The sequence below is a fragment of the Bradyrhizobium sp. Pha-3 genome (assembly GCF_042258615.1).
GTDB lineage: Bacteria > Pseudomonadota > Alphaproteobacteria > Rhizobiales > Xanthobacteraceae > Bradyrhizobium.
Window position 1 is genome coordinate 2924411 of the sequence record NZ_CP170152.1, and the last position, 26301, is coordinate 2950711.

Annotated in this window: 23 protein-coding genes, 1 tRNA gene and 4 pseudogenes; 17 read left to right on the forward strand and 11 right to left on the reverse strand. The window is 60.6% G+C overall.

Annotated features, from left to right (window positions below; genetic code table 11):
* The first annotated feature begins 3 nt into the window (after positions 1–3).
* Entirely contained in the window at positions 4–738 is a 735-nt protein-coding gene (locus ACE10Z_RS13680; RefSeq protein ID WP_375788376.1) for a substrate-binding domain-containing protein, read from the forward strand.
* Positions 739–788: 50 nt separating this feature from the next.
* Here the strand turns inward: ACE10Z_RS13680 and ACE10Z_RS13685 are convergent, their stop codons facing one another.
* A complete protein-coding gene (locus ACE10Z_RS13685; RefSeq protein WP_375788377.1) occupies positions 789–1325 on the reverse strand; it encodes a hypothetical protein in 537 nt (178 codons plus the stop codon).
* An 89-nt stretch (positions 1326–1414) separates the two neighbouring features.
* Between ACE10Z_RS13685 and ACE10Z_RS13690 the strand changes: the two genes are divergently transcribed.
* The 9 genes and pseudogenes from ACE10Z_RS13690 to ACE10Z_RS13730 all read left to right on the forward strand — a co-directional run.
* On the forward strand, positions 1415–2002 hold the full coding sequence (locus tag ACE10Z_RS13690; RefSeq protein ID WP_212310425.1) for an exopolysaccharide biosynthesis protein: 588 nt from the start codon (positions 1415–1417) through the stop codon (positions 2000–2002).
* Positions 2003–2271: 269 nt separating this feature from the next.
* Positions 2272–3483, forward strand: a complete 1212-nt coding sequence (locus ACE10Z_RS13695; protein WP_375788378.1) for an ABC transporter substrate-binding protein — start codon at positions 2272–2274, stop codon at positions 3481–3483.
* Positions 3484–3732: 249 nt separating this feature from the next.
* Entirely contained in the window at positions 3733–4710 is a 978-nt protein-coding gene (locus ACE10Z_RS13700; protein ID WP_375788379.1) for a dienelactone hydrolase family protein, read from the forward strand.
* Between the two features lie 1130 nt (positions 4711–5840).
* Complete coding sequence (locus ACE10Z_RS13705) at positions 5841–6845, forward strand: TRAP transporter substrate-binding protein (protein WP_375788380.1); 1005 nt, start codon at positions 5841–5843, stop codon at positions 6843–6845.
* 156 nt (positions 6846–7001) lie between these two features.
* A complete protein-coding gene (locus tag ACE10Z_RS13710) occupies positions 7002–7574 on the forward strand; it encodes a TRAP transporter small permease (RefSeq protein WP_375788381.1) in 573 nt (190 codons plus the stop codon).
* Positions 7574–8857: a TRAP transporter large permease gene (locus tag ACE10Z_RS13715; RefSeq protein ID WP_176529941.1), complete on the forward strand. Its 1284-nt coding sequence runs from the start codon at positions 7574–7576 to the stop codon at positions 8855–8857. The genes ACE10Z_RS13710 and ACE10Z_RS13715 overlap by 1 nt, the downstream gene beginning before the upstream one ends.
* 211 nt (positions 8858–9068) lie before the next feature.
* A complete protein-coding gene (locus ACE10Z_RS13720) occupies positions 9069–9650 on the forward strand; it encodes a Spy/CpxP family protein refolding chaperone (RefSeq protein ID WP_375788382.1) in 582 nt (193 codons plus the stop codon).
* Between the two features lie 165 nt (positions 9651–9815).
* A tRNA-Lys gene (locus ACE10Z_RS13725) sits at positions 9816–9891 on the forward strand.
* Positions 9892–10032: 141 nt separating this feature from the next.
* Positions 10033–10743 (forward strand): annotated as a pseudogene (locus ACE10Z_RS13730) (conjugal transfer protein TrbE); the annotation flags it as partial.
* 89 nt (positions 10744–10832) lie between these two features.
* Here ACE10Z_RS13730 and ACE10Z_RS13735 read toward each other — a convergent pair.
* The 3 genes from ACE10Z_RS13735 to ACE10Z_RS13745 all read right to left on the reverse strand — a co-directional run bounded on the left by ACE10Z_RS13735 (position 10833) and on the right by ACE10Z_RS13745 (position 11864).
* Positions 10833–10940: a hypothetical protein gene (locus ACE10Z_RS13735; RefSeq protein ID WP_083641038.1), complete on the reverse strand. Its 108-nt coding sequence runs from the start codon at positions 10938–10940 to the stop codon at positions 10833–10835.
* On the reverse strand, positions 10918–11193 hold the full coding sequence (locus ACE10Z_RS13740; RefSeq protein WP_375788383.1) for a hypothetical protein: 276 nt from the start codon (positions 11191–11193) through the stop codon (positions 10918–10920). Before ACE10Z_RS13740 ends, ACE10Z_RS13735 begins: the two co-directional genes overlap by 23 nt.
* 299 nt (positions 11194–11492) lie before the next feature.
* On the reverse strand, positions 11493–11864 hold the full coding sequence (locus ACE10Z_RS13745; protein WP_375788384.1) for a signal transduction histidine kinase: 372 nt from the start codon (positions 11862–11864) through the stop codon (positions 11493–11495).
* Positions 11865–12431: 567 nt separating this feature from the next.
* Between ACE10Z_RS13745 and ACE10Z_RS13750 the strand changes: the two genes are divergently transcribed.
* The 4 genes from ACE10Z_RS13750 to ACE10Z_RS13765 all read left to right on the forward strand — a co-directional run bounded on the left by ACE10Z_RS13750 (position 12432) and on the right by ACE10Z_RS13765 (position 17281).
* Positions 12432–13361 carry a class I mannose-6-phosphate isomerase gene (locus tag ACE10Z_RS13750; protein WP_375788385.1) on the forward strand — a complete coding sequence of 310 codons (930 nt, stop codon included), beginning with the start codon at positions 12432–12434 and terminating at the stop codon, positions 13359–13361.
* Positions 13358–15643, forward strand: coding sequence for a glycosyltransferase family 4 protein (locus ACE10Z_RS13755; RefSeq protein WP_375788386.1), 2286 nt, complete (start codon positions 13358–13360; stop codon positions 15641–15643). The genes ACE10Z_RS13750 and ACE10Z_RS13755 overlap by 4 nt, the downstream gene beginning before the upstream one ends.
* Positions 15644–15649: 6 nt before the next feature.
* On the forward strand, positions 15650–16969 hold the full coding sequence (locus tag ACE10Z_RS13760) for a glycoside hydrolase family 130 protein (RefSeq protein WP_375788387.1): 1320 nt from the start codon (positions 15650–15652) through the stop codon (positions 16967–16969).
* Positions 16970–17038: 69 nt separating this feature from the next.
* Entirely contained in the window at positions 17039–17281 is a 243-nt protein-coding gene (locus ACE10Z_RS13765) for a hypothetical protein (protein WP_375788388.1), read from the forward strand.
* A 391-nt stretch (positions 17282–17672) separates the two neighbouring features.
* Here ACE10Z_RS13765 and ACE10Z_RS13770 read toward each other — a convergent pair.
* Positions 17673–18442 (reverse strand): annotated as a pseudogene (locus ACE10Z_RS13770) (sensor histidine kinase).
* Positions 18443–18706: 264 nt separating this feature from the next.
* Positions 18707–18928, reverse strand: a pseudogene (locus ACE10Z_RS13775) (response regulator); the annotation flags it as partial.
* A 778-nt stretch (positions 18929–19706) separates the two neighbouring features.
* Here ACE10Z_RS13775 and ACE10Z_RS13780 point away from each other — a divergent pair.
* Both ACE10Z_RS13780 and ACE10Z_RS13785 read left to right on the forward strand, forming a co-directional pair.
* Positions 19707–19967 (forward strand): DUF1488 domain-containing protein, encoded by a 261-nt coding sequence (locus ACE10Z_RS13780; RefSeq protein ID WP_375788389.1) that lies wholly within the window; start codon positions 19707–19709, stop codon positions 19965–19967.
* A gap of 417 nt (positions 19968–20384) precedes the next feature.
* Positions 20385–20581 (forward strand): annotated as a pseudogene (locus ACE10Z_RS13785) (hypothetical protein); the annotation flags it as partial.
* Between the two features lie 1303 nt (positions 20582–21884).
* On the opposite strand, the gene ACE10Z_RS13790 reads toward ACE10Z_RS13785, so the two are convergent.
* The 5 genes from ACE10Z_RS13790 to ACE10Z_RS13810 form a co-directional block, all read right to left on the reverse strand.
* Positions 21885–22052 carry a transposase domain-containing protein gene (locus ACE10Z_RS13790; RefSeq protein ID WP_375788390.1) on the reverse strand — a complete coding sequence of 56 codons (168 nt, stop codon included), beginning with the start codon at positions 22050–22052 and terminating at the stop codon, positions 21885–21887.
* Entirely contained in the window at positions 22049–22399 is a 351-nt protein-coding gene (locus ACE10Z_RS13795) for a transposase (RefSeq protein ID WP_375788391.1), read from the reverse strand. The genes ACE10Z_RS13790 and ACE10Z_RS13795 overlap by 4 nt, the downstream gene beginning before the upstream one ends.
* Before the next feature lie 175 nt (positions 22400–22574).
* Positions 22575–23018, reverse strand: a complete 444-nt coding sequence (locus ACE10Z_RS13800) for a tripartite tricarboxylate transporter permease (RefSeq protein ID WP_375788392.1) — start codon at positions 23016–23018, stop codon at positions 22575–22577.
* 71 nt (positions 23019–23089) lie between these two features.
* Entirely contained in the window at positions 23090–24172 is a 1083-nt protein-coding gene (locus ACE10Z_RS13805) for an ROK family transcriptional regulator (RefSeq protein WP_375789824.1), read from the reverse strand.
* A gap of 48 nt (positions 24173–24220) precedes the next feature.
* Positions 24221–24883: an SGNH/GDSL hydrolase family protein gene (locus ACE10Z_RS13810; RefSeq protein WP_375789825.1), complete on the reverse strand. Its 663-nt coding sequence runs from the start codon at positions 24881–24883 to the stop codon at positions 24221–24223.
* A 319-nt stretch (positions 24884–25202) separates the two neighbouring features.
* On the opposite strand from ACE10Z_RS13810, the gene ACE10Z_RS13815 reads away from it, so the two are divergent.
* Positions 25203–26279: an ABC transporter substrate-binding protein gene (locus tag ACE10Z_RS13815; RefSeq protein WP_375788393.1), complete on the forward strand. Its 1077-nt coding sequence runs from the start codon at positions 25203–25205 to the stop codon at positions 26277–26279.
* The last annotated feature ends 22 nt before the right edge of the window (positions 26280–26301 follow it).

Consider the following 26301-nt stretch of genomic DNA (forward strand, 5'->3'; position numbering starts at 1 on the left):
GCCTTGACGCCCGCCATCCCCAATACCGCGGAAACGATCAAGGTCATCATTTCCGGTGGCTTCGCTGCGGTCTACCGGGAAGTCCTGCCCGAGTTCGAGCGCAGCACCGGCATCAAGGTGGAGACCGGATCCGGCGCATCGGAGGGCACCGGCCCGAAGACGATCAGGCACCAGCTCGCGCACGGCACCAAGGCGGATGCGGTGATCCTTTCGCGAGAGGGGCTTCGCAGGCTGAACGAAGACGGACGGATCCGCGCGGGATCCGACATCGGCCTCGCGACGGCCCCTTTGGCGGCCGCGGTTCGGTCAGGCTCTCCGAAGCCGGACATCGGCACCGCTGCCGCGCTCAGGACAGCCTTGATCGATGCGGGCCGGGTCGTGGCGCCAAGCAGCACCAGCGGACAATTCGTCCGCGACAAGATCTTCCCAGGACTGAACCTGCCGGACACGGTGCAGCTCACCCTCGAGGCGCGCGGCACCGAGGCGGCCGAGGCGCTGCGCGCGGGCAAGGCGAATTTCTCGATCGGTCCGACCAGCGAGCTGGTGCAGGAGACCGGTATCGAGGTCGTCGGCCTGCTGCCTGCGGATCTGCAACTTGTGCAGACCTTCACGGCCGCTGTCGTCAGCGACTCAAAGTCGCCTGATGCCGCCATACGCCTGATCGATTTTCTTTCCTCGGATACCGCTATCCTGCGCGCGGCCATCAGGCGGGCGGGCATGGAGCGGCCGCGCGGATAGGCTGCCGTCACCAACTGGTTGCGTTGATCTTGCGCTGACCGCGGCGCGGCTCAGCGATCCCCGGCGCCGGGCGCCACGTTGAGCGGCGCGCCACCGGTCGAAATCGGACCTGCCGGTTTTGGCGCGCGAACCGGCGGCGGCCTTCTCGGCTTCGGGGCCGCCTGCGCGGCCGGCGCATGCGGCTGGTCGGCCGCTGCTGTGGCCGGCGATGGCACGGGGGCCGGAGCGGGCCGCTGGAGCGCGTCGACCTTCGACGTCAGGGCCGCCAACCGGTCGACGACGGTCTTCAGCTGCTCCTGCTGGTCCGCCACCGACTTGCTGAGCGCGCCGATGTCATCCTCGAGCTTCTGCTGGGTCGCGAGCAGGTCCGGCAACGTCTCCTTGTCGCCTGCGGCCACCTTTTCGCTCGCCGCTTCGTTGCCCAGGGACGGGACCAGCGGCGCGATCTGAGGCCAGGCGTAGACACCCCCGGCGCCCGCACAGGCGAGGATGACGACCAGCAGGAACCACGGCCAGCGGCGGCGAGCGGCGGGAATCGGGCTTGACGGCGCATGGTGCTGCCATGCCTGGTCGGAATCGTTGGTCACCCATGCTTCCTAGTCTGCTTCGGCAGCTGTTGCAATCGATGCCGAGTCTGACCACTTTGGCAGCTATGTCCCCCTCGTCCGGAGCCCCATTGGCGCCCACGCACACGTCCCAACTTCTTGAGGAACTCGTCGCTCAAGCACCGGACGGCCCCGTCGATCTCGAATGGCTCCTCAGCAACCTGGACAAGCGGTCGTTCGGCCTGCTCCTGCTGCTCCTGGGTCTGCTGGTGATCATCCCCGGCGTCGCAACGGTTGCGACGCTGGCGCTGCTGTTTCCGGCGGTCGAGATGATGCGTGGCCGCAGCGCGCCGTCGTTTCCGCGCTTCCTGTCGAAGCGACAGTTCGACTTCAAGCGCTTCAAGCGGTTCACCGTCCTTGTCCGCCCGATGCTGCAGGCAATCGAGCGCGTCAGCCGGCCGCGCTGGGACGCGCGTCGCGACGTGATCGACCGCCTCGTCGGATTGGTCGTGTTTCTCCTGGCCTTCTCGGCAGGCTGGCCGCTACCTCTGGTCAACGTCATTCCGGGAATGGTGGTCGTCCTGATCGCGGTCGCCTACCTGCAGGAGGATGGCCTGCTGCTGACGATTGCGATGGCGGCTGCGCTGATCTGCCTGCTCGGGCTCGGATGGACGCTCTGGGCAACGTTCGGAGCCGTGATGAACTGGATGGGGCTGTGACGGCTAGTGTCCCGAATCCGAAGTTCGTATCATTCGCCGCACCTTCGGAGCGAACTTCGGATTCGATAAGGACACTAGCAAACTTATGATTCTAGTGTGCTTTATGAATGCGAAGTTCGTGAAAGCGGCTGCCGCGAAATCGCACGAACTTCGCATTTAGCACACGAATGCAGCGAGACCTCCCGACTTCAGGGGTCGACATCTCGCGCGGGCATGATCATTATCTCGCCGGACGTCGCGGCAAACAGCGACGCGAATGGGGAGAACACATGCGTTGCATCACGCTCGCGGCGGTCGCCGCACTCAGCCTTGTTTCCACTGCGGCGGTTCTCGCTGCCGACAAGAAGTACGATCCCGGCGCCAGCGATACCGAAATCAAGATCGGGCAGACCATGCCTTACAGCGGTCCGGCTTCGGCGTATGGCACGCAGGGCAGGGCCGAAGCCGCATACTGGAAGATGATCAACAGCCAGGGCGGAATCAACGGCCGGAAGATCACGCTGCTGAGCATGGACGACGGCTATAGCCCGCCGAAGACGGTGGAGCAGACGCGCAAGCTCGTGGAGCAGGATGAGATCCTTGCCAATATCGGCTCACTGGGCACGCCGACGAATTCCTCGATCCAGAAATATCTGAACGGCAAGAAGATCCCGCATCTGTTGATCTCCACCGGGGCCTCGAAGTGGAACGATCCGAAGGAATTCCCCTGGACCACGCCGTTCTATCCGCCGTATGCGCAGGAAGCGAAGATCTACGCCAAGTATATCGGCAAGGAGCTGCCCAACGCGAAGATCGGCGTGATCTACCAGAATGACGACTTCGGCAAGGACTATCTGAAGGGCTTCAAGGAGGGGCTGGGAGAGAAGGCCGGTCTCATCGTCAAGGAGCTCAGCTACGAGGTGACCGATCCCACGATCGATTCCCAGATCGTCAATCTGAAGGCCGCGGGCGCCGACGTGCTGATGACGATCACGACGCCGAAGTTCGGCGCGCAGGCGATCCGCAAGGTCGCCGATCTCGGCTGGAAGCCGACGCACTTCATCGTGTCCGTCGCAAGCTCGATCGGCGGTGTGCTCGAGCCTGCCGGCCTGGAAGCATCCACCGGCCTCATGACGGCGCTGGCGACCAAGGTGGTGGGCGATCCCGCGTGGGACACCGACAAGGGCGTGCAGGACTATCTCGCCTTCATGAAGCAATGGTATCCGGAAGGCAATCCGATCGATGGCAGCAACCAGATCGGTTATCTGTCGGCGCAGTTCACGGCCATCATCCTGAAGAACTGCGGAGACGTGCTGACCCGCGAGAATCTGCTGAAGCAGGCCACGAACCTGAGCAAGGTATCGCTGCCGCTGTTGCTGCCGGGCATCACGGTATCGGTGTCACCGACGGACTATTCCACCTTCGACACGTTCAAGCTCGCGAAGTTCGACGGCAAGACGTGGAAGTTCTTTGGCGAGAACATCAGCACCGCGTCGCGGTGAGGACAGGTGAGGGGACGCAGCAATTGGCTGCGTCCCTGCGGTGGGGGTGGTACACCCGCGCAATCTTCTCGGTCGCCGCGAACCGGACGGCGCGGCCTTCCAATGTTTTGGCCAGAGCAATCAGCGCCGAGGTGTGGAACGACGTCGCTATTTGACCCAAACCGTTCGTTTGCTCTCCACTCTTCGTGGGAATAGTCCTATATTCGGGCTGCGGTAACTCCCTGGGTGAGCAAGCACGTGGGGTGAAGCATGCGCCAGATCGCTGCGATCGCAATCCTGATAGGTGTCTCATCATCCGCCTGCGCAGCGGAGATCGGAACCAAGGACTTTGCTGCCCGAACCGAACTGCGGGCCATCCAGACATTGACGCTCACCGACGAGCAATTCCTTACAGGTGACACCACCGGCAAGCCCACGACTCTCGTCGGTCAGCTTCGCATCGCCCAAGGGGCTGGCCGCCTGCCGGTCGTCGTGCTCCAACATGGCTCCAGCGGCTTCGCGCCCAACATCGAGTACTGGTCGCGAGAGTTCAACGCCGTCGGTATTTCAACCTTTGCTCTCGACGGCTTCACGGGGCGCGGCCTTACGGAAGTGAACAGCAACCAGGCCTTGCTTGGCCGCCTGAATTTCGTCCTCGACAACTATCGCGCGCTCGACGTTCTCGCAGCGCATCCGCGCGTCGACCCGCAGCGCATCGCTCTGATGGGTTTTTCACGAGGCGGTCAGGCCACGCTCTATGCCAGCCTGAAGCGGTTTCATCAGATGTGGAATAAGTCTGGCGTCGATTTTGCTGCGTATCTGCCGTTCTATCCGGATTGCATGACGACCTACGTCGGCGACACTGATGTCGAGAACCGGCCGATCCGTATCTTCGGCGGCACGGCAGACGATTACAATCCGATTTCAGCCTGCAAGGCTTACGTCGAACGATTGAAGGGCTCGGGTCATGATGTGGCGTTGACCGAATATCCAAATGCCTCGCATGCTTTCGACAATCCGCTCGGCGCCCAGCCGGCGGCGGTTTCACCGACGTATGAGAGCGTGCGCAATTGCAGGATTCAGGAAGCGTCCGGCGGAATTCTTGTCAACGTCGAGACCCAGCGGCCATTCAACTACAAGGATGCTTGCGTCGTGCATGGTCCGCATCTGGGCCACGATCCCGCTGCCACCGAAGCGGCCACCCGAGCTGTCAAGGCGTTCTTGAAAGAGACGTTCAAGCTTGATTGAGCAGGCTGGCCGGCAGGGAATCTGGATGAGATCCGCCTGCGCGGGGATGACGGAGCTGGCTCGCCCACCTCGTCCGCGGCGCAACGCGACCGGGTTCGTCCGGAATTGTGTTGCGCATTGGACACGACGGGCAACTCAGCAAAATCCTGTCAATCCTCGGGCGCAAAAATATTTCGCTTTATCCGAAGACCAACTCAGCGTATGAATCCGCCCGTCTCACCCGATCGAGGGGCGCTTCGCGATCGTCACGGGTGTTGCGGTGAGATGCGGTGGACGCTGATTGCGCGACTGACGAGTGCGCATGAGGCGGACGGCGAAGTCGTGTGGTCCTGACGCCCTAGCGGCAGGTGTCTTTTCGAATTGCGCGATGCGCGTTGCGAAGACGGTGACAAGCAAGCCCAGTCTCGCCGGGGAGAGCACGAAGTAAGCCGTAGCCCATCGCGCAGGGAAAGCCGGAGTCTCCGGTTACACCTGTGGTCCTACCCCCGAGCTTATCTCCATTGCTCGGGGCCCATGGGTGCGATCGGCACCCGGCTTTCCCTGCGCCCTCTGTGAGAGGAGGGCGGAACGAAGAGCAAGACTCGGACAATCATGTCGCGAGAACGCGGATGTATGATTCACAGGTGACGCAACAAACTCAGTGTCGTCCCTGCGCAGGCCGGGATCCATAACCACCGGTGGTCATTGATTCACGATGCTGGAACGACGAGTCCCGCTCCCAACTTCCGCTGCGGAGTATGGGCCCCGGCCTTCGCCGGGACGACGACTGTGGATGTGGGTCGTGCGATACAATCGGTGTCGTCCTGGCCAAAGCCAGGACCCATTATCCCAATTGAGAATTGTCGCGCGTCGACAGCCAGCTATGGCCCCAGCCTTCGTGCCCGGCGAACTCGCCATTGCCAAACTTCGCATTGACCGCACCGCCATGGCCGGGCACAGCGTGCGGGCGGGGTCATTGAACGGTCGCAAGAGCCGAAGGGGATACCGCCGTATCGATTTTTGCAGTGCAGCAATGGGGCAAATCAGCCCCTGCTAAAGGGGCAATGGCAATCGTCGTTGCTTGTCTGTAATGGTGCGACCGGATGTCTCGGGGCCGGTATTTCGTGCTCCGCAATTACGCGGGAGGAAACATGCGTAAGTTCATTTTGGCTGCGGCATCGATCGTGGCCTTGACCTTTGTCGGACCGGCCTCGGCGCAGTCGCCGATCGTCATCAAGTTCAGCCACGTGGTGGCCTCGGATACGCCGAAGGGCAAGGCGGCCGACAAGTTCAAGGAACTCGCCGAGAAGTACACCGGCGGCAAGGTGAAGGTCGAGGTCTATCCGAACTCGACGCTCTACAAGGACAAGGAAGAGCTCGAGGCATTGCAACTCGGCGCGGTGCAGATGCTGGCGCCGTCGAACTCGAAGTTCGGCCCGATCGGCATCAAGGAATTCGAAGTCTTCGATCTGCCCTACATCCTTCCCGACCTGAAATCGCTGCGCAAGGTGACCGACGGTCCGCTCGGCGCCCAGCTGCTCAAGAAGCTGGATTCCAAGGGCATGACCGGTCTCGCCTATTGGGACAACGGCTTCAAGCAGATGAGCGCGAACAAGAAGCTGGTCGCGCCCGCCGACTACAAGGGACTCAAGTTCCGCATCCAGTCGTCGAAGGTGCTGGAGGCCCAGTTCCGCGCGCTCGGTTCGATTCCGCAGGTGATGGCGTTCTCGGACGTCTACCAGGCGCTGCAGACCGGCGTGGTCGACGGCCAGGAGAACACCTGGTCGAACATCTACACCCAGAAAATGCATGAGGTGCAGAAGTACGCGACCGTCACCAATCACGGCTACATCGGCTACGTCGTGGTCGTGAACAAGAAGTTCTGGGACGGCCTGCCGGCCGACATCCGCGACGAACTCAACAAGGCGATGAAGGAAGCCACCGAGTTCGGCAACAACCAGTCGGCCAAGGAGAACGAGGACGCACTGGCCGAGATCAAGAAGGCCGGCAAGACCGAGATCGTCACCTTGACGCCGGAGCAGGACGAGGCGATGCGCAAGGCGATGATGCCGGTCTACAAGGACGTCGCCTCGCGCGTCGGCCAGCCGCTGATCGACGAATTCCTGAAGGAAACGGGCCGCAGCCCGATGAACTGAGGCGTGATCCGGAAAAGTGGGCTCCGGTTTTCCGGATAGATCATGCTCAACAAATCGCGGATCTGAACCGCAAATCTAACGAACGCCGCGGCCGCGTGAGGCCGCGGACTGGGTGCCGTGGCCGGTTGCCGCATCAGGCCATGTCAGGGGAGATCAATGCTGCTGAAAATTCTGGACCGGCTCGAGGAAATCATCATCGCGAGCCTGATGGGCGCTGCGACGCTTTTGACCTTCATCACCGTCGTGCACCGCTTCCTGGTCGACGTGCCGGTGCTCTATCCGTATCTGTTCGGCATCAATCTCGCTTGGTCGCAGGAACTCTGCATCTACATGTTCATCTGGATGGCGAAGTTCGGCGCCGCCTATGGCGTGCGCACCGGCATCCATGTCGGCGTCGACGTGCTGATCAACCGCCTCAATGACGCCTGGCGCAAGCGCACCATCAGCTTCGGCCTGCTCGGCGGTGCGCTGTTCACCGCGATCGTCGGCACCATGGGCGCCAAGTTCGTGTTCGAGCTGATGCACACCGACCAGGTCTCGCCGGACATGGAGATCCCGAGCTGGATCGTCTACGCCTGCATCCCGCTCGGCTCCTATCTGATGTGCTTCCGCTTCCTGCAAGTGTGCTGGACCTACTGGAAGACCGGCGAACTGCCGCACCATGACGCCTCCCATGTCGACGGCGTCGAGACCAGCAAGACCGCGCCCGTCGCGCTCGGAGAAGCGTGATGAGCGCAGCACTTATCTTCGGACTGCTGTTTGCCCTGATGCTGACGGGCATGCCGATCTCGATCTCGCTCGGCCTGACCGTGCTCACCTTCCTGTTCACGATGACCGAGGTGCCGATCGAGAGCGTCGGCCTGAAGCTGTTTTCGGGCCTCGACAATTTCGGCATCATGGCGATCCCGTTCTTCATCCTGGCCGGAACCTTCCTGACCCGCGGCGGCGTCGCGCGGCGCATGATCGCGTTCACGACCTCGCTGGTCGGGCATCTGCCGGGCGGCCTTGGCCTTGCCGGCGTCGCGGCTTGCGCGATGTTCGCGGCGATCTCGGGCTCGAGCGTTGCCACCGTGGTTGCGATCGGCTCGATCATGATGCCGGCGATGGTCGATCACGGCTATCCGAAGCGTTTCGGCGTCGGCGTGATCTCGACATCGGGCGCGCTCGGCATCCTGGTGCCGCCCTCGATCATCCTGGTGCTGTACGGTGTCTCGACCAACACCTCGATCGGCGCGCTGTTCATGGCCGGCATCGTGCCGGGCGTCCTGCTCGCGCTGATGCTGGCCGCGGTGACCTTCTTCGTGGCGCGGCGCAACGGCTATCCGAAGATGCCGCGCGCGACCATCGGCCAGCAGTTCACGGCGTTCCGTGAAAGCATCTGGGGGCTGTCGCTGATTGCAATCGTGCTCGGCGGCATCTATGGCGGCATCTTCACGCCGACGGAAGCGGCCGCGGTCGCCGCCACCTATGCTTTCTTCATCACCGTGTTCGTCTACAAGGAGCTAAAACTCTCCGAGGTGCCGAAGGTGCTGCTGCAGGCGGCGAGCATGAGCTCGATGCTGCTCTACATCATCACCAACGCGGTGCTGTTCTCGTTCCTGATGACGCATGAACAGATCCCGCAGGAGATGGCGGCCTGGATCATCGACAAGAACTTCTCGGTCTGGATGTTCCTGCTGGTCGTCAACGTCATCCTGCTGCTCGCCGGCAATGTGATGGACCCGTCGTCGATCCTGCTGATCATGGCGCCGATCCTGTTTCCGCTGGCGACCAAGCTCGGCGTGCATCCGGTGCATCTCGGCATCCTGATGATCGTCAACACCGAGGTCGGGCTGTGCCATCCGCCGGTCGGGCTCAACCTCTACATCGCGAGCAGTATCGCCAAGATGGGCATCAGCGAGATCACGATCTCGGTCCTGCCGTGGCTGTGCGCGATGCTGGTGTTCCTCGGCCTGATCACCTACGTGCCGGAGATATCGCTGTGGCTGCCGCGATTGTTGGGAATGATCTAGCCAGCGCATGATCCGGAAAAGTGTGAAGCGGTTTTCCGGCAAGATCATGCGCAAACAATCAGAAATCCAAAGCGCGACCTCGCGCTTTGGATGTTTCTGACGGGCAATGAAGCGGATTACATCTTGGCAAGAAAGGTCTCTCTGTCCAATCCGTAAGTTGATGGCCGCGGCAGGCGGTATCATCCTCAGGCAAACTTCAAAGGAGGTTTGGATGAAGAAAGTTCTGCTCGCCGGTCTCGCGGCGCTCACGATTGCCGGTTCGACCGCGGTCTATGCCCAGCATCGCCCGTGGATCCATGGCCAGACGCGGATGAGCCCCGAGGATCGGGCCGCCTTCCTCGACGCGCGCATTGCCGCGGTGCACGCCGGGCTCAAGCTGACCGCGGATCAGGAGAAGCTGTGGCCGCCGGTCGAGGCCGCGGTGCGCGACTTCGCCAAGATGCGGATCGATCGCGCCAATGCGCGGATGGCCGCCGAGAAGCCCGATGCGGACAAGGCCGACAGGCCGGATGATCCGGTGGCGCGGCTGCGCGAGCGCGCCGACAACATGGCGGCGACCGCGACGTCGTTGAAGAAGATCGTCGATGCCGCCGACCCGCTCTACAAGACGCTCGACGACAACCAGAAGCGGCGGCTGACCATGCTCACCCACATGGAAGGGCGCGGCTTCGGCGCCGAGGGCTGGCGCCGCCATCGCCTCGAGCGCGGCATGGACCGCTGGGAGCGCGGCGGCCGCGACCATCATTTCGACCGCGATGACGGTCCGGATCAGGAGCGCTCCGGCCGGCTCTGAGAGCCAGCCGCCGGCATCCTCGCCAAGCCCATGAAAGGCCGCCGGAATCCGGCGGCCTTTCGGCTGTCAGAAAGTCGGGAAAAGTTGCGCCAGCTTGCTGGACATCGCGGAATCGCTTTGCTAAACGACGGCCTCTCTTGCGAGGGTCATTTCCGGACAAGTTCCGGGCGCATAGCTCAGTTGGTAGAGCAGCTGACTCTTAATCAGCGGGTCCCAGGTTCGAGCCCTGGTGCGCCCACCACCCTTAAGAGACTGGCCCGCAAGGGCTTTTTTAGATTTCTCGGCAGAACAAACCGGGTCTCGTGCGACGCTTTTGGTGGTCGTACGTCGCACGCCGTGCGACGAGTCGGATAATTTGGGAGCCTTGTTCATCGGGCGCGGGCGATCGTCTATGCTCGACAAGACTGATGCCACCAAGCTGCTGACCAAGATTCGTCGGCAGTGGTTTGCCAAGCGAAAATCCATCGGCGCCATCCTCAAGGAGGTCATGACGAACGAGGCATCGACGCTGCTTGATACCGACGCCCATAACAAGGCGCTTGATGCCGACGCGGCGTTGCAGGAACTGGGGTCGGATCAGATCGGACAAGCCTTTGTCACGGCAACCATTACCGTCTGGGATCGCGATCCCAGTGCTGCCGATGAAAAGCTGAGGCTGGTCGAGAAGGTCATTCAGGGCCGCGATTTCACCTGCATGATCGAGACGGTGAACGCCGTCGAAGCCTGGCTTGGCAGTTTGCCCGGGCACGTCTACGCCAACGTGCGGCAGCCACCGGTATCGACTCTCAACCTCGCTCATATGATTCCGATGTCGGCCGTTTGGGCTGGTGAGGCGAGGGACCTCCATTTCAAGGGTCCGCCGCTTCTGTTCGGCAAGACCGAGGGATCGACGCCGTTCCGATTCTCGCTCCACGTCGGCGACGTCGGTCATACCCTTGTGGTGGGACCGACAGGCGCCGGCAAATCAGTGCTGCTCGCGCTGATGGCGCTACAGTTCAGGCGTTATCCGAACTCTCAGGTCTTTGCGTTTGACTTCGGTGGTTCGATCCGGGCGGCCGCCCTCGCCATGGGTGGTGATTGGCATGATCTCGGTGATACGGACTGAGTTGAAAAGCAGTAACGCTGTTTCCTTCGTCATGCCGGCCGGCGCCAGGCGCCATCGTCCTGCAGTTTCGGGGCGGCTCACGATGGCCACGAACGATCCGAATTCGGCAGGATGCAAGCGTCTCGACGGCCGAACCAGCGATAGCGGTTGCGCGCGACCAAGTCATAGATCGCGTCGCGGATCATCCGTGGGATGAATTGGAATATCCACGTCCACTGTAGAGTCAGGAACGAATGTATCGGCTACATAGTTTTTATCGACCGAACCAAACCGGATAATAGTGTGCGTATAAATCCAACCACCCGGCACTCTGAAACGAAATATGGTTTCGTCATACTGACCGGAGACATGATCTTTAAAGACTTCTTCGTGCGCGTGAAGCTTTTGCTTGGGCATGAACATCTTTCGAGTGCCGCGGCCGATAGCTGCCAAAATCAATTGACTCGCCACGCTTCAAAGACAAAGCTGCGAGGCGGTTGACTTGCTCACCGTTCGACAAACGGCCGTTGTCCCTCTCCAAGACCGCTCTTGAGCGTACTGCAAAAGGTACGCACCGGCGATGTGGTGATGGATGCATTCCAGTTCATCCATCCAGGTTGTCCATGGTAGCGGAGCTGAATTGCGCATGCCACTTCCAAACCACCATCCGGTCATAGTCGTCGTGCCGAAATCCTCCTCGCGTGAGCGCCATGTCACGCCTCTCACGGAACATCCGTCGTCTGTTCGCAGTGCAGATCTCAAGTCAGCCTATGAAATGCCGGCGGCAAGGGCTCACGGACGAGTTCACTCAAGTTCAGGACCTCGCCGCTTTCCGTGATGTCCGAGAACAGGACCTCGACAAAGGGATGCTGGCGGTTGGCCGCGGCGCCGCGCTGGTATTTCGCGCTCACGATCCGCTCAAGCACCGCAAGGTTCAGCTTGCCAAGCGCATTGTATTGACTGCGGAACAGACTTTGTCTTCCTCCAAGGTGCTCAATCGACTCGGCCCAGACGTCCATCACCTTGCGGCCGATGAACGCTTCGACCGGTTCAGTTCCATCTCGGGCAAAACACCGTAACCCGTCCATGGCATGCATTCCGTCATCGACGCGGAATTGTGTAAGCGACATGGAGTCCTCCTCTTGTTGGCGCACGTTCGCACTGCGACTCCTCGCGGAACGAGGCCTTCGCCCACCACGACGGGGCGGCGGGCCTCAAGGGCGCACCGCGCCTGGCATTGCCCGCTGCCGCGGCATCACCACTGGATAATGACCGCGCCGGCAATCATCAGACCGAGGAAAACCGGCACTATGATTGGAGGGACGAACCACTCATGCAGTTTGAATTTTTGGATGGTGGACATACTGACCGCCCACTTTGTGGCGGGAGTACTGGTCTCTCAGTCACCGATAGCAGCCAAGGGTGGACGGTGATAATTGCAGCAGACGCCCTTTCTTGCAGGATGTCGAGAGAAATCGCCAAGGCAAGGCTGTAAGCACTGTTTCCATTATATCGACCGCGCGCATCGCGCGGAGCTTGCTATAGGGTGCACCAGTCTCCATATGACTGATAGCGTCACCGACTTCCTGCAAGAAGGCGTGTTCGAAGACGCGACGCCTTAGCCAAGCAAATCTTAATCGACGAGATCGAGCAGCGGCACGTCGCTCCGGCGTGCGCGTCACCCGTCAGGACAACCTATGCCCATCGAACACGCTTCCGTGCGGGCCATGCACAAGCCCTGGGGCGTCAGCGATCTCCAGCCTTGGAGCGACATCGACGGTACGCGTGACGCCGTGGGGGAGCTGCGGTTCGAGCGGGCCGACAAGAGCGCTCCTGTCCCTGCGCTGCTGCTCAAGCTGTTGTTCACAAGCGAGCCATTGTCCATCCAGGTCCATCCGGACGACACCTTCGCGCGCGCGATGGGGATGCCGAACGGCAAGAGCGAAGCGTGGTACATCATCTCGGCGAAACCGGGCGCGCAGATCGGCATGGGTTTGAAGCGCCGGGTAACGCCACAGGAATTGCGGGCGTCGATCACGAACGGCTTGATCGTCGAACTAGTTCAATGGCGTCCAGTTGCGAAAGACGATGTCATCTTCATCCCGGCCGGCACCATCCACGCTCTCGGCGCCGGCATCGTGCTGGCCGAAATTCAGCAGCGCAGCGACACCACGTTCCGCCTGTTCGACTATGACAGAGCGCGTGAATTGCACATCGAAAACGGCGTCGCGGTTGCCAACACCTGGCCGCTTCGACCCCCAGCCGTCCCGACCCGCCTCACCGATGAACGGACGGTTCTCGTCGCCAGCCGGCATTTCGTGCTCGAGCGCGTTGACCTGCAGGAGGCTTCAAGCTGGGCACTGGTTGCGGAACCGGAGACGTGGATTCTTGTTCTCGACGGCCATGCGGCGATCGGATTGGCCACGGTATCAATCGGGCAGGCGGTATTCGTTGGCGGTGGCCGCAGCAGCATCGAGGTTGGCGCCAATGGGTTGACCGCCCTGATTGCGTATCCAGCGGCCCAGCCAATCGATTCGCTTTTGCAGAGGCTCTGCGAGCTTTCGACCCCACTCGTTCAATCAGCCGCGCCCGCTGATCTGATCGCCCTGGCAAAGGCGCGTACGTGACGCCGCCCCGCAGGATTGCGCTGATCGGCAATTCGCTGCCTCGCCGCTGCGGCATTGCGACGTTCACGACCGACCTGCTACGCGCGATCTCGAATTCAGGGCCAAACCTGCAGGCCTGCGTCGTGGCGATGACCGACCGCGATCAGGCCTATGACTATCCTGCGTCGGTCGTCCTGCAGATCAGGGACGACAACCTTCAGGAGTATGCCCGCGCCGCAGCTTCCCTCAACGCCGGTCGATTTGACGTCGTCTGCCTGCAGCACGAATTCGGGATTTTCGGCGGCGACGCCGGCGCCTACATCCTCGAATTGCTGACGCGCCTAACCGTGCCGGTCGTCACCACACTGCACACCGTTCTGGCAAGCCCCAGCGCAATCCAGCGCACGGTAACGGAGCGAATCGTCGAGGCGTCCGCGAAGGTCGTCGTGATGGCCGACAAGGGCCGTGAGCTACTGCATAGCGTCTATCGGGTGCCGCACGAGAAGATCGAAGTCATTGCCCATGGCATTCCCGACTTTCCGTTTGTCGCGCCAGACACGGCAAAAGCAAGATTGGGATTCAGCGGCCGCTCCGTCATTCTGACATTCGGGCTGTTGTCGCCCAGCAAGGGCATCGAGGTCATGATCGACGCCATGCCTTCGATCCTGAGACGACGACCGGATGCGGTCTACGTCGTGCTCGGCGCGACGCATCCCAACCTGGTTCGCGATCAAGGCGAAGCCTATCGCGAAAGCCTGACGGCACGCGTGCGCGAACTCGGCGTTGAAGATCACGTCGTATTTCTCAACCAGTTCGTTGATCAGGCCACGCTGCTCGAGTTCATCTCAATGTGCGATGTTTACGTCACGCCCTACCTCAACGAAGCGCAGATGACGTCGGGTACGCTGGCCTACAGCTTTGGCCTCGGCAAACCTGTCGTCTCGACACCCTATTGGCATGCGCGCGAGCTACTGGCCGATGGGCGCGGCATCCTCGTTTCCTTTGGGGATGCAGCGGGGATCGGCCACGAAATCGCTGAATTGCTCACCGACGCCCCCCGCCGGCAGGCGATGCGCAAGCGGGCCTATGCCACCAGCCGGTCGATGACATGGGAGCGCACCGCCGAGCGTTACATAACCACCTTCGAGCATGCGCGGCAGGGCCACCGTCTGAAGGTGATCGCGCGCGCAGCGCCTGAGGCGATCGCGCCGCTCAGCCCCGCGGGAGCGCCTGACATGCGATTGGAGCACTTTCTATCGATGTGCGACGATACCGGCCTGTTCCAGCACGCCGTGCATTCGGTACCCGATCGCGCGCACGGTTATTGCGTGGACGACAACGCCCGCGCGTTGCTATTGGCTTGCGCACTCAATGAACCGGGCGAGCAGCCCCTTCCGGAAATTCTGACGGGCTGCTTTGCGGCTTTCGTGCAGCATGCCTGGAATCCCGACACCAGACGATTTCGTAACTTCATGGGCTTCAACCGGACCTGGCTCGAAGACAGAGGGTCCGAGGACAGTCACGGGCGAACGTTGTGGGCTCTGGGCGGTTGCGCGCGCAAGGACGCCAGCGTGTCACGGCGTCGCTGGGCCGCTACCCTGTTTGCCGAAGCACTACCTGCCGCGGCAGCGTTTCGTTCACCTCGCGCATGGGCCTTCACGTTGCTTGGTCTGGACGCCTATTGTGCGACCGCTCCCGATGATCTTCACGCCCGGGAAATCCGTCATCTTCTTGCCGGCAAGCTGATGTCCAGTCTGTCGTCGGTCGAGACGACGGACTGGGTGTGGTTCGAGGACGGCCTCGCTTACGACAATGCGCGCTTGCCTCAGGCTTTGGTCGCCACAGGTATGGCGACGCAAACACCCAGCTATGTCGAGGCCGGGCTAAGATCCCTGCGCTGGCTGACGACCCAACAGGGGGCAACGGGCCATTTCAGGCCGGTCGGTACGGCCGGGTTCGGCGATCGGCGAAAACCCCCTCGTGCGTTCGATCAACAGCCGTTGGAGGCCACAGCGACGATTGCGGCCTGCTTGACCGCGTGGCGCGCGGACGGCGATGCAGAATGGAAGGCGCTCGCAACGAAGGTGTTCTGCTGGTTTCTCGGCAGCAACGATCTGTCGGTTGCGCTCGTCGATTCCGAGACTGGCAGTTGCCGCGACGGTCTGCACCCCGATCGTGCCAATGAAAATTGCGGGGGCGAGTCTGTCGTATCCTATCTCCTGGCGGTTGCCGATATCCGTCAGCTTGGGCGCGCTGATGTCAACCCAAAAAACCCGGTATCGCTTCGGGCCGTTGGCACCTGATCTGGCATGACTCGGGCGAACAGAGGAACTTCATTGCAAGCCACTTTTCTGAATCGGCAGGCACTTCATCTGCGTCCCGACCCCGCCCGCGTGATCGTGCGCCCGTTCAAGCCGGCGACCGAACCGCGCGATCTTAATCCGACCGACAAGACGCGCGCCAACCATATCGTCGAGCGCGTTCTTGCGCTCGACGCGAAGACAGCAGCGGGCCAACTGGCGGACGTGCTGGAGAACTTCCAGGGCCGGCACCCTAACCTCCTGAAGACGTTTGAGCTCCGGGCCGACGAAATGGAAGAGGCGCTTACGACGCACGGCACTTTTTCCGAAGTCCAGCGCCAGCTCATTGGCGCCTATTTCTTGCATGAGTATTCGTTCGAAGCATCGGCGCTGTTCAATCCCAGCATCGTTCCGCACCCCGACCAGTCGGAAGCCCCGCCAGGCAGCCTGCGCTTCATTCTCAGCCTCCGTGCCGTCGGCGAAGGACATGTGTCGTCTCTGACGTTTCGCGCTGGCACCATCGCGGCCGACGGCAGCATTACGGTCGATCCGACGGCCCGGCTCGCCTCGAGTCCAAGGATCGGATATCGGGCACCCGGACCGATCGGCGACGAAGTTGAGGTAATCTTCAGGCCGGAGCAGGATATCAGCGAACGCGTTATCTTTCCGGTTACGGAATCCCAGTCCAACGGCATCGAAGACGCCCGCTTCGTCGAATTCAGCGATGGCGGACGGACGACCTATTATGCAACCTATACCGCCTACAAGGGCACGGCGATTCGATCGGAATTGATCGAGACAAGTGACTTCCTATCAGTTCGCATGTCGCCCCTGCATGGTGCCGCCGCTCGCAACAAGGGCATGGCGCTGTTCCCGCGCAGGATCGACGGCAAGTACGCTATGATCGCGCGACAGGATAACGAGAACCTCTATCTGGTCTATTCGGACGATCTGTACAGGTGGGAAGGCGGTCAGGCGATCCTGAAGCCGCAGTTTCCCTGGGAGTTTGTGCAGATCGGCAACTGCGGATCACCGATCGAACTGCAGGAAGGCTGGCTGCTGTTGACGCACGGTGTCGGCCCGGTCCGGAAATATTCGATTGGCGCCGTGCTGCTCGACAAGCGCGCGCCATCCAGGGTGCTGGCGCGTTCGAGCGAGCCGTTGTTGCGGCCCGAACCAGGCGAACGCGAAGGATACGTTCCCAACGTGGTCTATACCTGCGGGGCGATGACCCACAACGATCAACTCATTCTGCCGTACGCCGTATCGGACACCTTCTCCAATTTCGCGACCATCAAGATTTCTGCGCTGCTGCAGTCGATGTCCTGAATCCGAAATCGCACGGTGCGACCTGCGCGCTCAAAGAAGCGCCCCAAAGAGAGGGCCAAGGAGACGCGCATGGCTCGCGAAACAAGCTACTTCGTCCAGGCGTTCAACGCCGGCCGGGGAGGATTCCTGAAAGCCGATGCTCCGATCGCCTGCAAGACGGCAAGGGGCGCACTGCAGACGGCAGAGAGACTGGCGTTAAGTAAGCTCGGCGTCATTGCCTTCTCATCCACCGGCGATCCCGAGATGGGTGACTATGACGACGAGCCAACCGTCATCTTTCGCAAGGGTGAGCTTCCATCCGCATTCGACTGAGGTCGATCGCGCGCGCCGAAAAAGCTGGTGACCTGGACGGCCGCACGTGCTCGAGGCACAGCTACCGATGGCTGTGGTGGCTCAAGAGTCCGGAATTAGGACGCACAACGCCGCCAGGCCGAATAACGCGTGGCGGCGTTGTGTCAGTCCGGACATTGCAATCCTCCGGTAGCTATCTGTCTGCACTGAGTGTGCCAAGGTTCACGCTCGCCCCGTTGCTCTCGAACGGAGGCTGGAACCAATTTCAAGGGGACAAACCAGGTAAGAGGTGACCGGATGCCGTCCCCCTTGGTATCCGACGAATGACGGCCCCAGTTCTTCCCCCTGCTGGGGCCGTTGTTTACCGGACCAGCAATATCCCCTGGCTCCGTCAATCGATCTGAATACGGACTTACGCCGCCGGCGAAGTCAGAGAAGCGATCGGCACGTCGAATGCGTACACGAAACCGGTCGGCTCGTAGGTCAACCGCACGTCGCCCTTGAGCTGCTTGCCCAGCGTCTCTATCAGCCTCGTGCCGAAGCTGCGCTTTTCTGGAGGCTGGACTGCCGGACCGCTTTTCTCGGTCCATGCAATGTGCAAGCGCTGTGTCTGTGGATCCAGCGCCCAGGCGATGTCGACGTGTCCCTCCGGGACCGACAGGGCGCCAAACTTCGTGGTGTTCGTGCAAAGCTCGTTAAGCGTCATCGCGAGGGCGATGACGGCACCCGGCGTCATCCGGATATCTGGTCCCGAAATCGAGAATTTCGGCGCATCCGGACTGTCAAAGGCTTCGGTGGCGCCGCGGACGACGGTGCCAAGATCTGCGCTGGTCCATCTTGCCTGTAGAAGGAGATCGTGCGCTCGTCCGAGCGCCAGCAGCCGGCCTCCGATCGCGTGCTGCGCGTGTTCAGCTCCCTGCAAAGTGCGCAGGCTCTGGGAGACGATGGCCCCCACGGTCGCGAGCGTGTTCTTGATGCGGTGGTGCAGCTCTTCAAGGATCAGCCTCTGCAACTTGTCGGACGCCTCGCGCTCCCGCGCCTTAATGCAAGCAGACTGCGGGTATTGATCTCGGCCTGCGCAAGCAGAAGCCGCAGGCTGACATTCTCCGCCGCCAGAAAGTCCTGGTGCGGTTCTGCACCGCTCCCGGCGCGCTGGTCTGTGTGGAAATCGTCTTCAGCCATCCCCAATTGTATCACTCTGAGTTGGTTGCCGCACCGATCTTCGGCGGCTCTGACGACGCCATCATACGACGTTGCCGGCATTCGACGTGAAGGCTGCCGTCGCCAGGTCTGGCCGATCATGCTCTGCATCTGGGCTATCATTTGCCTGGCGTCGAGTGGCTTGCCGAAAAACTTGCTGCAGGCAGGCAGATCGCTGTTCGACGGGTTCAATTTTCCCGACACCACAATGATCTTGATCGACGGCCAACGTTCATGCACGGCACGTGCAAGTCCCAGGCCGTCCATGCTGCCGGGCATCTGGATGTCGGTGCACATCAGCGCGATGTCGGACCTGGATTCCATGATCGCGATGGCTTCGTCGGCATCCAGGCCTTCAACCGGCGTGTAGCCGGCGTCTTCCACCATTTCGACTGCGCGCATACGGAGCATCATCTCGTCCTCGACGATGAGTACGACGGCTGGAACGCATGAAGGATCGAGCACCATCGGATGGGCGTCCACGACAACGGCTATCGACTCGGACAGGCGGTCGATCAGGGACAAGCATCTTGGCGCCCATATGATCAATGCCAGAGCGCTCTTTTCCTGAATGCGCGAGCCAATCACTATGCGTGAACGGTGGATCGGGAAGGAAGTCGCACTAAACGGCCGTCATTGTGCCGGCGCGCCGCTCTTGCTGAAGAAATGCTCGTGCATTTCAGCGGCATTTCGCATGACCATTGCCTTGTTCATTGCCTCCGCTGATCTCCCGGCGAGCTTCATCCAGGGCGGCCACCGCTCTGGCGTCCAGCTCCTTAGCCAACGATGGCCGGGTTCTTTTCGTCGAGGCGAACGAGCTGTCTGCCTGAGCCGATTGTGTCGGCCCGCCGAAGTAGACTACCCTTGAATGAGCATCGCGGCGGCGATCAGCACCACAAAAAAGATCGGCAGCAATACCGGGGGCACCAGCCACTCGCGAACACTGAACTTGTAGAGATTGAACATATCGGCCGCCTTTTGGTTGCGGCGGGAACGCAATGCTCTCAGTCACCGATGACGGCCGGGGAAGCGCGCGGTGATATGGAAGATATAGTGACACGTCGCTGAATAGCGAGGTTGGTTGAAACTTATTTGTCGGGGCTGGATCGAGCAGGGTTGTAATCCGATTCCGGCGTAGCCATCTGTACGTGACCGCGACCGGATCGCTTCAGTCACACTCCCGCTGCGCGGGTCTGCAAACGGGCAGGGCGCCTCGTACACCGACAAGCTGATCGGTCACAGCCACATGATTGAGTTTCCAAATCACAGTCGTTCATATGATCGAACGCGGCATGCCGTGCGATTTTGGGGACACGATAGCGCGATAGAGGCATCGTTTTTCATAGACGAAGGCGCGTTGAGGCGCATCCAACCAGAGGCCCATCCTGACGAGTCGGGTCTTCTGACCGCGTTCGATTCCAACCGTGATCGGATATGCGCCGCCGCTGCCAAGGTCTACGTTCGCGGAAGCAGGGGTTCCTACGATCTGGTCGCCGCTAATTTTTGAGCGAGTATCTGTGGCGGAGCCTCGGTCTTGATTGGCGAAAGGTTCGAAACGGCGGAGCAACGCTGGTCTCGATGATCCGATCGCTGAAAGACATTGGGACAGCGGCGCTAGATTCGAATCGAGACTACACGCGATCAACCTCCTGAGAAGACGTCATGGTTACAGATTTTGCGTCGATGTTCCTTGCGTGTGGAGGAATTTTCCTCCTCTCCTTTTTCATGATCTGGGCGTTCTGGTTTGTCGAGCGGCTGCGAGGCGCGAGCGCGCCCCAGTTGGGGAGGTGAGGCCAGGTTTAGTTAGAACACTCAAATATTTCAGATTACGACGGAACGAACGATCTTTGGAGTTCTTGGTCCTCAGCAATCGGTGATCTTATCTCCGAGAGCCTAGCCTACTGACCGGTCGACATTTTGCTCAATGCCCGGCGGAAGGTTTCAAGCGGCCTCAGATGCCACCTGCTCTGAGGCCGTTTCTCTGGCGCCCTTGATCGACCGCGTGCCCTCCGGCAAACAATGGATTCACGAAATCAAGTTCGACGGTTACCGCGTTCAGAACCACATCGCCAATCTCGCGGCGATGGTGTTCACGCGGCGCGGAAGGACTGGACGGACCGGAAGATCGCCAGCAGCCGAGCCGGCCTTGCGCTGCTCCAATTCGGAGACTTGTCAATGTAGCCACACTAGAAGCGCGCCACTCAAGACGATTGGCGACACGCCGAAGGCCATTGCACCCCAAAACAAGGCGTCCTTGAAAACATCGAGGTTACGATGCATGGCAGATCCTTTCCACCTGCGTCGCTTAGTCAAGGATTAAGACCGAAGCGCTCGTCGGCTATAGCCATCGTCAACATTCTCGGCACCGGCGATGTCGTGGCGGCGGCGGGAGCACTCGCAGGTCACGCCCTGTTCAGGACACCGTGGTGTTACGGCCGTTTGCTGTCGCTTTGTGCATCGACTGCAGGGTCGATACGCGTTAGTTCTATGGATTGTCCATCTTCGAATATATTTCCGATCAGCCCGGCCCTCGTGGCCGGGCTTTTCGTTCTAGGAGGCGTCGCGGCGGTGCGGCGGCCCGCTTCAACCCAGTGTGCTCAGCCCCGGGGCGAGGAAAGCCACTCGTTCATCTGGGAGGCCGTATCGGCTTGTTGGGCTCTGCAGATAAGGCGCTCGCGTTTGATGCGCGGCAGAGGGCCCGTCGCTTGTTGGCGCAAACGAACAGCCGCTAGCGTCAGTCTAATTTGACGCATTTCAGATTGTTGAATACGACGATGCCTATGCATGCGCTGCTCCATCCCTTCGGGATTGGCGGGAGCGCGACCGGCGTTCTCATCACCGATGTTTGCCACGGTACCGGGCGGTGACATGGTGATTGTGCGCCCTAAATCCGGGACATGCCACAAAATAAACCAAGGCGTGGAGGGGAACCAAACCCGAAACGCCCCCAAGAGCGGGTAGGCCGCGCCATGTCGAGGGGGGTAGCGGGGCCGATGCGAACTGCTGTAGTCCGATGCGGCACGATGGGCCCTATAACCCATTGCGACCTTGAAACTCCCGACGGCCGCTAAAATCGCTCCAGCGAGGCACAGCGTCACAAAGGTCCAATCGCGTTTCTTCACGTCGGTCGCGGATCCCGCGTTGAGCAGATAGGCGTCGTTAGCGATCTTTTTGAAGCGGCGGGTCCAGTCGTTGCCGCGGCGAGAAGACCTTGCCGGTAGACCGCGTAGTTTTGGCCAATTAACAGAATCTCCTCGCCTTCGTTGCCTAACTTATCGCTCTTACCCTCTACAAGATCGCGCAGTAGAAATGGTTTTGTGCAACGGCCGCTTCCATCTGTGCCCGCTCAGCCAATCCTATCGCAGTGTGGTCGTCCATTTCGTACGCGTCCGGCGAAGACCCCGGCCGCGGAGCTTGAGCGCGTTTAGGCGGCGGCGGCAGTCTTGGATTGCTGAGCGGCTTTCCAAGTCCGCGGAAGCAGCTCGGCGACTTGGCTGGCGGGATGATCAGGAAGCCGCGCCAGCACGCCGGCCAGCCAAGGTTGCGGATCAACATCATTCATTTTGCAGGTCTCGATCAACGTATAGATCACCGCCAGCGTCCGGGCCGGCAAGAGTCTCCGATCGCGATGCCACGCAAGGCACGTTTGGTTGCGTTGTTTGACAAGCAGCCACGACCGTCGTCGAGGAAGCGGGTGAACACTGTCCAGCGGTTGAGAAGGTAGTTGATCGCCTTGGCGGTATCGTTCTTGGTGCAGAGTAAGGCTCGCTGCTGGCGCATCCAGATTTCTCGCTCGGAAAAGCGGACCTGACGCTGGGCAGCAACCCGCAGGCGGTGAGATTGGCCAGAGGCCTTTGCTTCAAAACTCCCGAACAACTGGCTAAACTCGGCGACGAATTCTCCTGATTGCTTACTCGCTCGAATGGGGCAGAACTGCAATTTCGGTTCGGGCGCGCATATCGCGCTGTAAATCTGAGAAAAACTGGCGCACCGCACCGGGTGATGATGAGAACTATATCTCCTCCATAGCCCTCAAAGGCCCTCCATAGACCTGGTAAGCCTGGCAAGCACGGTGACACGTTAGTTCGAATCCCTCCCTCTCCTGCGGCCCTGATCAGTCTGATGCCGCGTTCGCGTCGGAGGCGAGCGCTGCGCGCCATGCTTTCAGCGAGGCGAAGATTTGCCAGGAAATAAAGAGCCCGAGCACGGAGAGCAGTGTCGCGCTGATCGGATGCTCGAAGAAGGTCAGGAAGTTGCCACGGCTGATGATCATCGATCGCCTGAAATACTCCTCCAGCATGGGCCCTAGGATGAAACCGAGCATCAGCGGTGCCGGATCGAAGGACAGCCGCATCAGGATGTAGCCGATCAGCCCGAAAGCCGCCGTCGTGTAGATGTCGTGGAGACTGTTGTTGATGCTGAAGGTGCCGATGCAGCAGAAGAAGAGGATCGACGGAAACAGCACGTTGTAGGGGATCTTGAAGACCGACAGCCAGAACCGCACCAGCGGCACGTTGAGCAGCAGCAGGAAGCAGTTGCCCACCCACAGCTCCAGCATTGGTGCTCCGTCTGCTGCTGCATGCTTACGTCTCGCGCATAGGCCTCACAAAGTCACTGCAGATGCAACTCCTACTGCACCATAAAGCGCGAGTGATACGGTAGGTTGGCTGCTCCCACAGCCTTTGGTGCAACAGAGTTCGCGCCGTAGAGGAAGTCTACCTCGGGTACCTCCTCATGAAGTTCGGAGCATAGCGTCTGCCCGAGTTTCGGCGGTGCGTAACTTGATATGACCACTGAGTTGAAACTGACAAAGCTCAGGAGTGAACGGACAGCCCCGACGAGGTGGCGGCAATACAGGCGACGCCATTCGGCGTAGTACTCTGCGGCAGCCGGCGGCAGGGTTTCCCGTCCGATGTCACTCAGCACGAGCCCATGCCGCTTCAATTCCTCGCGCAGGCGCAGCAGTCCGACGTCATGACTCATGCCGAACCTGCCGCTGTGAATTTGATAGTTCAGGACGAGTCGGCTGTGCAGGTGAGAACCCAGATAAAAGAAGAGAAAATCGGGCAGCGAGCGCGCTACGCCGAACAGGCTTTCCCCGCCTGCAGCCGCCGTTATGTCATCCTGGATGTATACGGAAAGATTAAGAGCGCTCTCAATGCTAGCCTGTAGACTTGGCAGGTCACTCCCCAAGAGCTCTCTCACATGACGTGGTGAGCCTGCTTCGTTGGGAGCCGCCAGTCCGATGCCCGCAACTCGGGTTCGGCTCGATGGCGGAAGCGCCGCGAGAGTCTCCTCGATCTTCGCAGCGAGCGCGCCGGATCCCTGCAAGGCCGAATATGGATGCGCAGCGTGGTGCTGCACCTCGCCGACGAAATCGATGACGGCAATATCGGCCGCGCTCTCGCCGAAGCTCACGCCGATTGAGAATGCTCCCTCGGGATTGAGGGAGAGGGGAATCGTCGGCGGCCCGACGCGACCACGCTGGGCCTCACCTTTCGAGACAAGGCCTTCCTGCTCGAGCGAACGCACGATGACAGATACGGTCTGTGCGGAAAGACCGGTTTTCTCGCCGATCTCGAGGCGAGAAATTCCAGAGCTCTGCAACAGCAGTGAGAGTACCAGGCGTTCATTGTAGCTTCTCACGCTAGGCGCATTCAGGCCGCTCGCCCGATCTGCGATCCGCAGCGGGTTCGGTGGCGCAAATCGCATGTCAGGCAAGGAACTGCTCCTCTCTGAAGAACTCAGGCGGGATTTCACTCAGCGCTGGGACTCGCTAGGCCATCCGATCGCGTCGATCTCCTGCGCCAGCGCTGCTCCCAGCGCACGATGCGCCTCGGCGTTCAGGTGAAATCCGTCTGCTTCGTCGCATTGGCATATCGCCCCCGCGTTGAAGAAATGCACGCCCAGGGAATCCGCCATGATTTCGAATTCAAGGGCAAGCTGTCGTGACTTCTCTGGTCCCCCTGCAAAGATTGATTTCCACTCCTTGATGTCGTCGAGCATCGGAGGAGGTGCAACGATCATGATCTCGGGTACGCTTCCTCCGGGTCCTGGCGCCAGTTCTCGTATGTCGTAAATCAGACACCCCATTCCCATCGCGACCTCCGAAGGTGGCTTGTTGAAGCGCACCTTGAGGTCATTGGTGCCCAGCATGATGATGACGAGGTCGAGAATGGTGTGGCTCTGGATGCACGGGCGCAGATAGGTCCGGCCGTTCTTGTGCGCTCCCTCAATGGGATCGTCATGAACGGTCGTTCTGCCGCTCAGACCTTCCTCGATGACGTACCATTTCGGCCCCAGCTCGGCCTGAAGCACACCCGGCCATCGAATGTGTCGATCGTAGCGCTCAAGCGGTCCGCGACCCGGCATTTGGCCGTGGGTATTGGAATCGCCGAAACATAGAACCGAACGCACCCGCATCGTCCTGAATCCCTGTGCTTTTTCGGTGCCATCATTGTCTGCGCAGTCAAGAATCTGCAACAGATCAATTGATCATTCAATCTGAATAACTATTGACACGAGGATTGACGCTGTGCATCGTAGGCTCGCGGCGGACTGAAAAGCCCGCCAGCACTGGGAGTAGAACGTCAAGAGGCAAGCTCTTCGTCGAGAAGAGCCGATCCATCAACTTGAATGGATGCGACAACGTACGCCGTGCTGCGGCGGACGCGCGCTGACCTGCGCTCTGCTTTCCCTACCAAAGAGAATTGGCGCTTCCACTGCGTTGAAGGAGGGATTCATGCACCAGGGACTTAAACTTCTCGGAATTGGACTAGTCGCCGCGACGTTGGCTGCCTGGACGCAGGCTCGCGCTCAGGAAGTCAACTTGATGAATGGCGTCACGCCACGGCCGGGCGATGAGCGCACGACGGCACCGAACCAGTTCAAGAAGGACGGGCCATGGAAGATCGGGATGAGCCATTTTGGCGTGAACGCCAACACCTGGACAGTCCAGATGGCGCATGACGCGGAAGCGGCCGCTAAGCTCGACAAGCGAGTTGGTCAATTCATCCTGCTCGATGCCAACATCAGTCAGGCCAAGCAAGTCGCCGACATCGAAGATCTGGTTGCGCAAAAGGTCGATGCGATCATCGTGACACCGCTGACGCCAACCTCTGCCGATGCCGGTATCGAAAAAGCCGTCGCCGCCGGCATTCCCGTTATCGTCCACACAGGCCTGACCGAGACAGATAAATACACCGTCGACATCCAGGGCGGAGGTGTCCACTTCGGAAAAGTGATGGGGGACTTCCTTGTCAAGCAGCTCGGCGGCAAGGGAAAGATCTGGGTCTTGCGTGGGCTTCCGGCGCACCCTGAGGACATCAACCGCTACAAGGGGCTTTTGGAAGCGATCAAGGGTACCGACGTCAAGATCATCGCGGAAGATGCCGGCAAGTGGCAATATGACGTCGGCAAGCAGGTCTGCGAGACCCTCTATCTGAACAATCCGCAGGTCGATGGCATCTGGTCATCGGGTGCCGATATGACCCGCGCCTGCGTCGATGTCTTTCAGCAATATGGCGCAAAGATTCCGCCTATCACCGGTGAAGGCAACAACGGCTTCTTTGCCAGGTGGATTGAACTCGGTTTCCCTTCCATCTCGCCGGAGTACGGTCCGGAACAGGGCGCTGCCGGCGTGCGCGCCGCGGTCGCTCTGCTCGAGGGCAAGCCACTCCATAAGCGCTACATCTATGAGCCCGAAGGCTGGGATTTGGAGAAAGCCAAGAAATATTATCGCAAGGATCTGAGCGCGAATGCCTGGTTCCCCACAAGCCTGACCGAGCAGGATCTGCAGAAGTATTACGGCAAGCACTGATCTCCGTTGGTGCCGGCGCCCA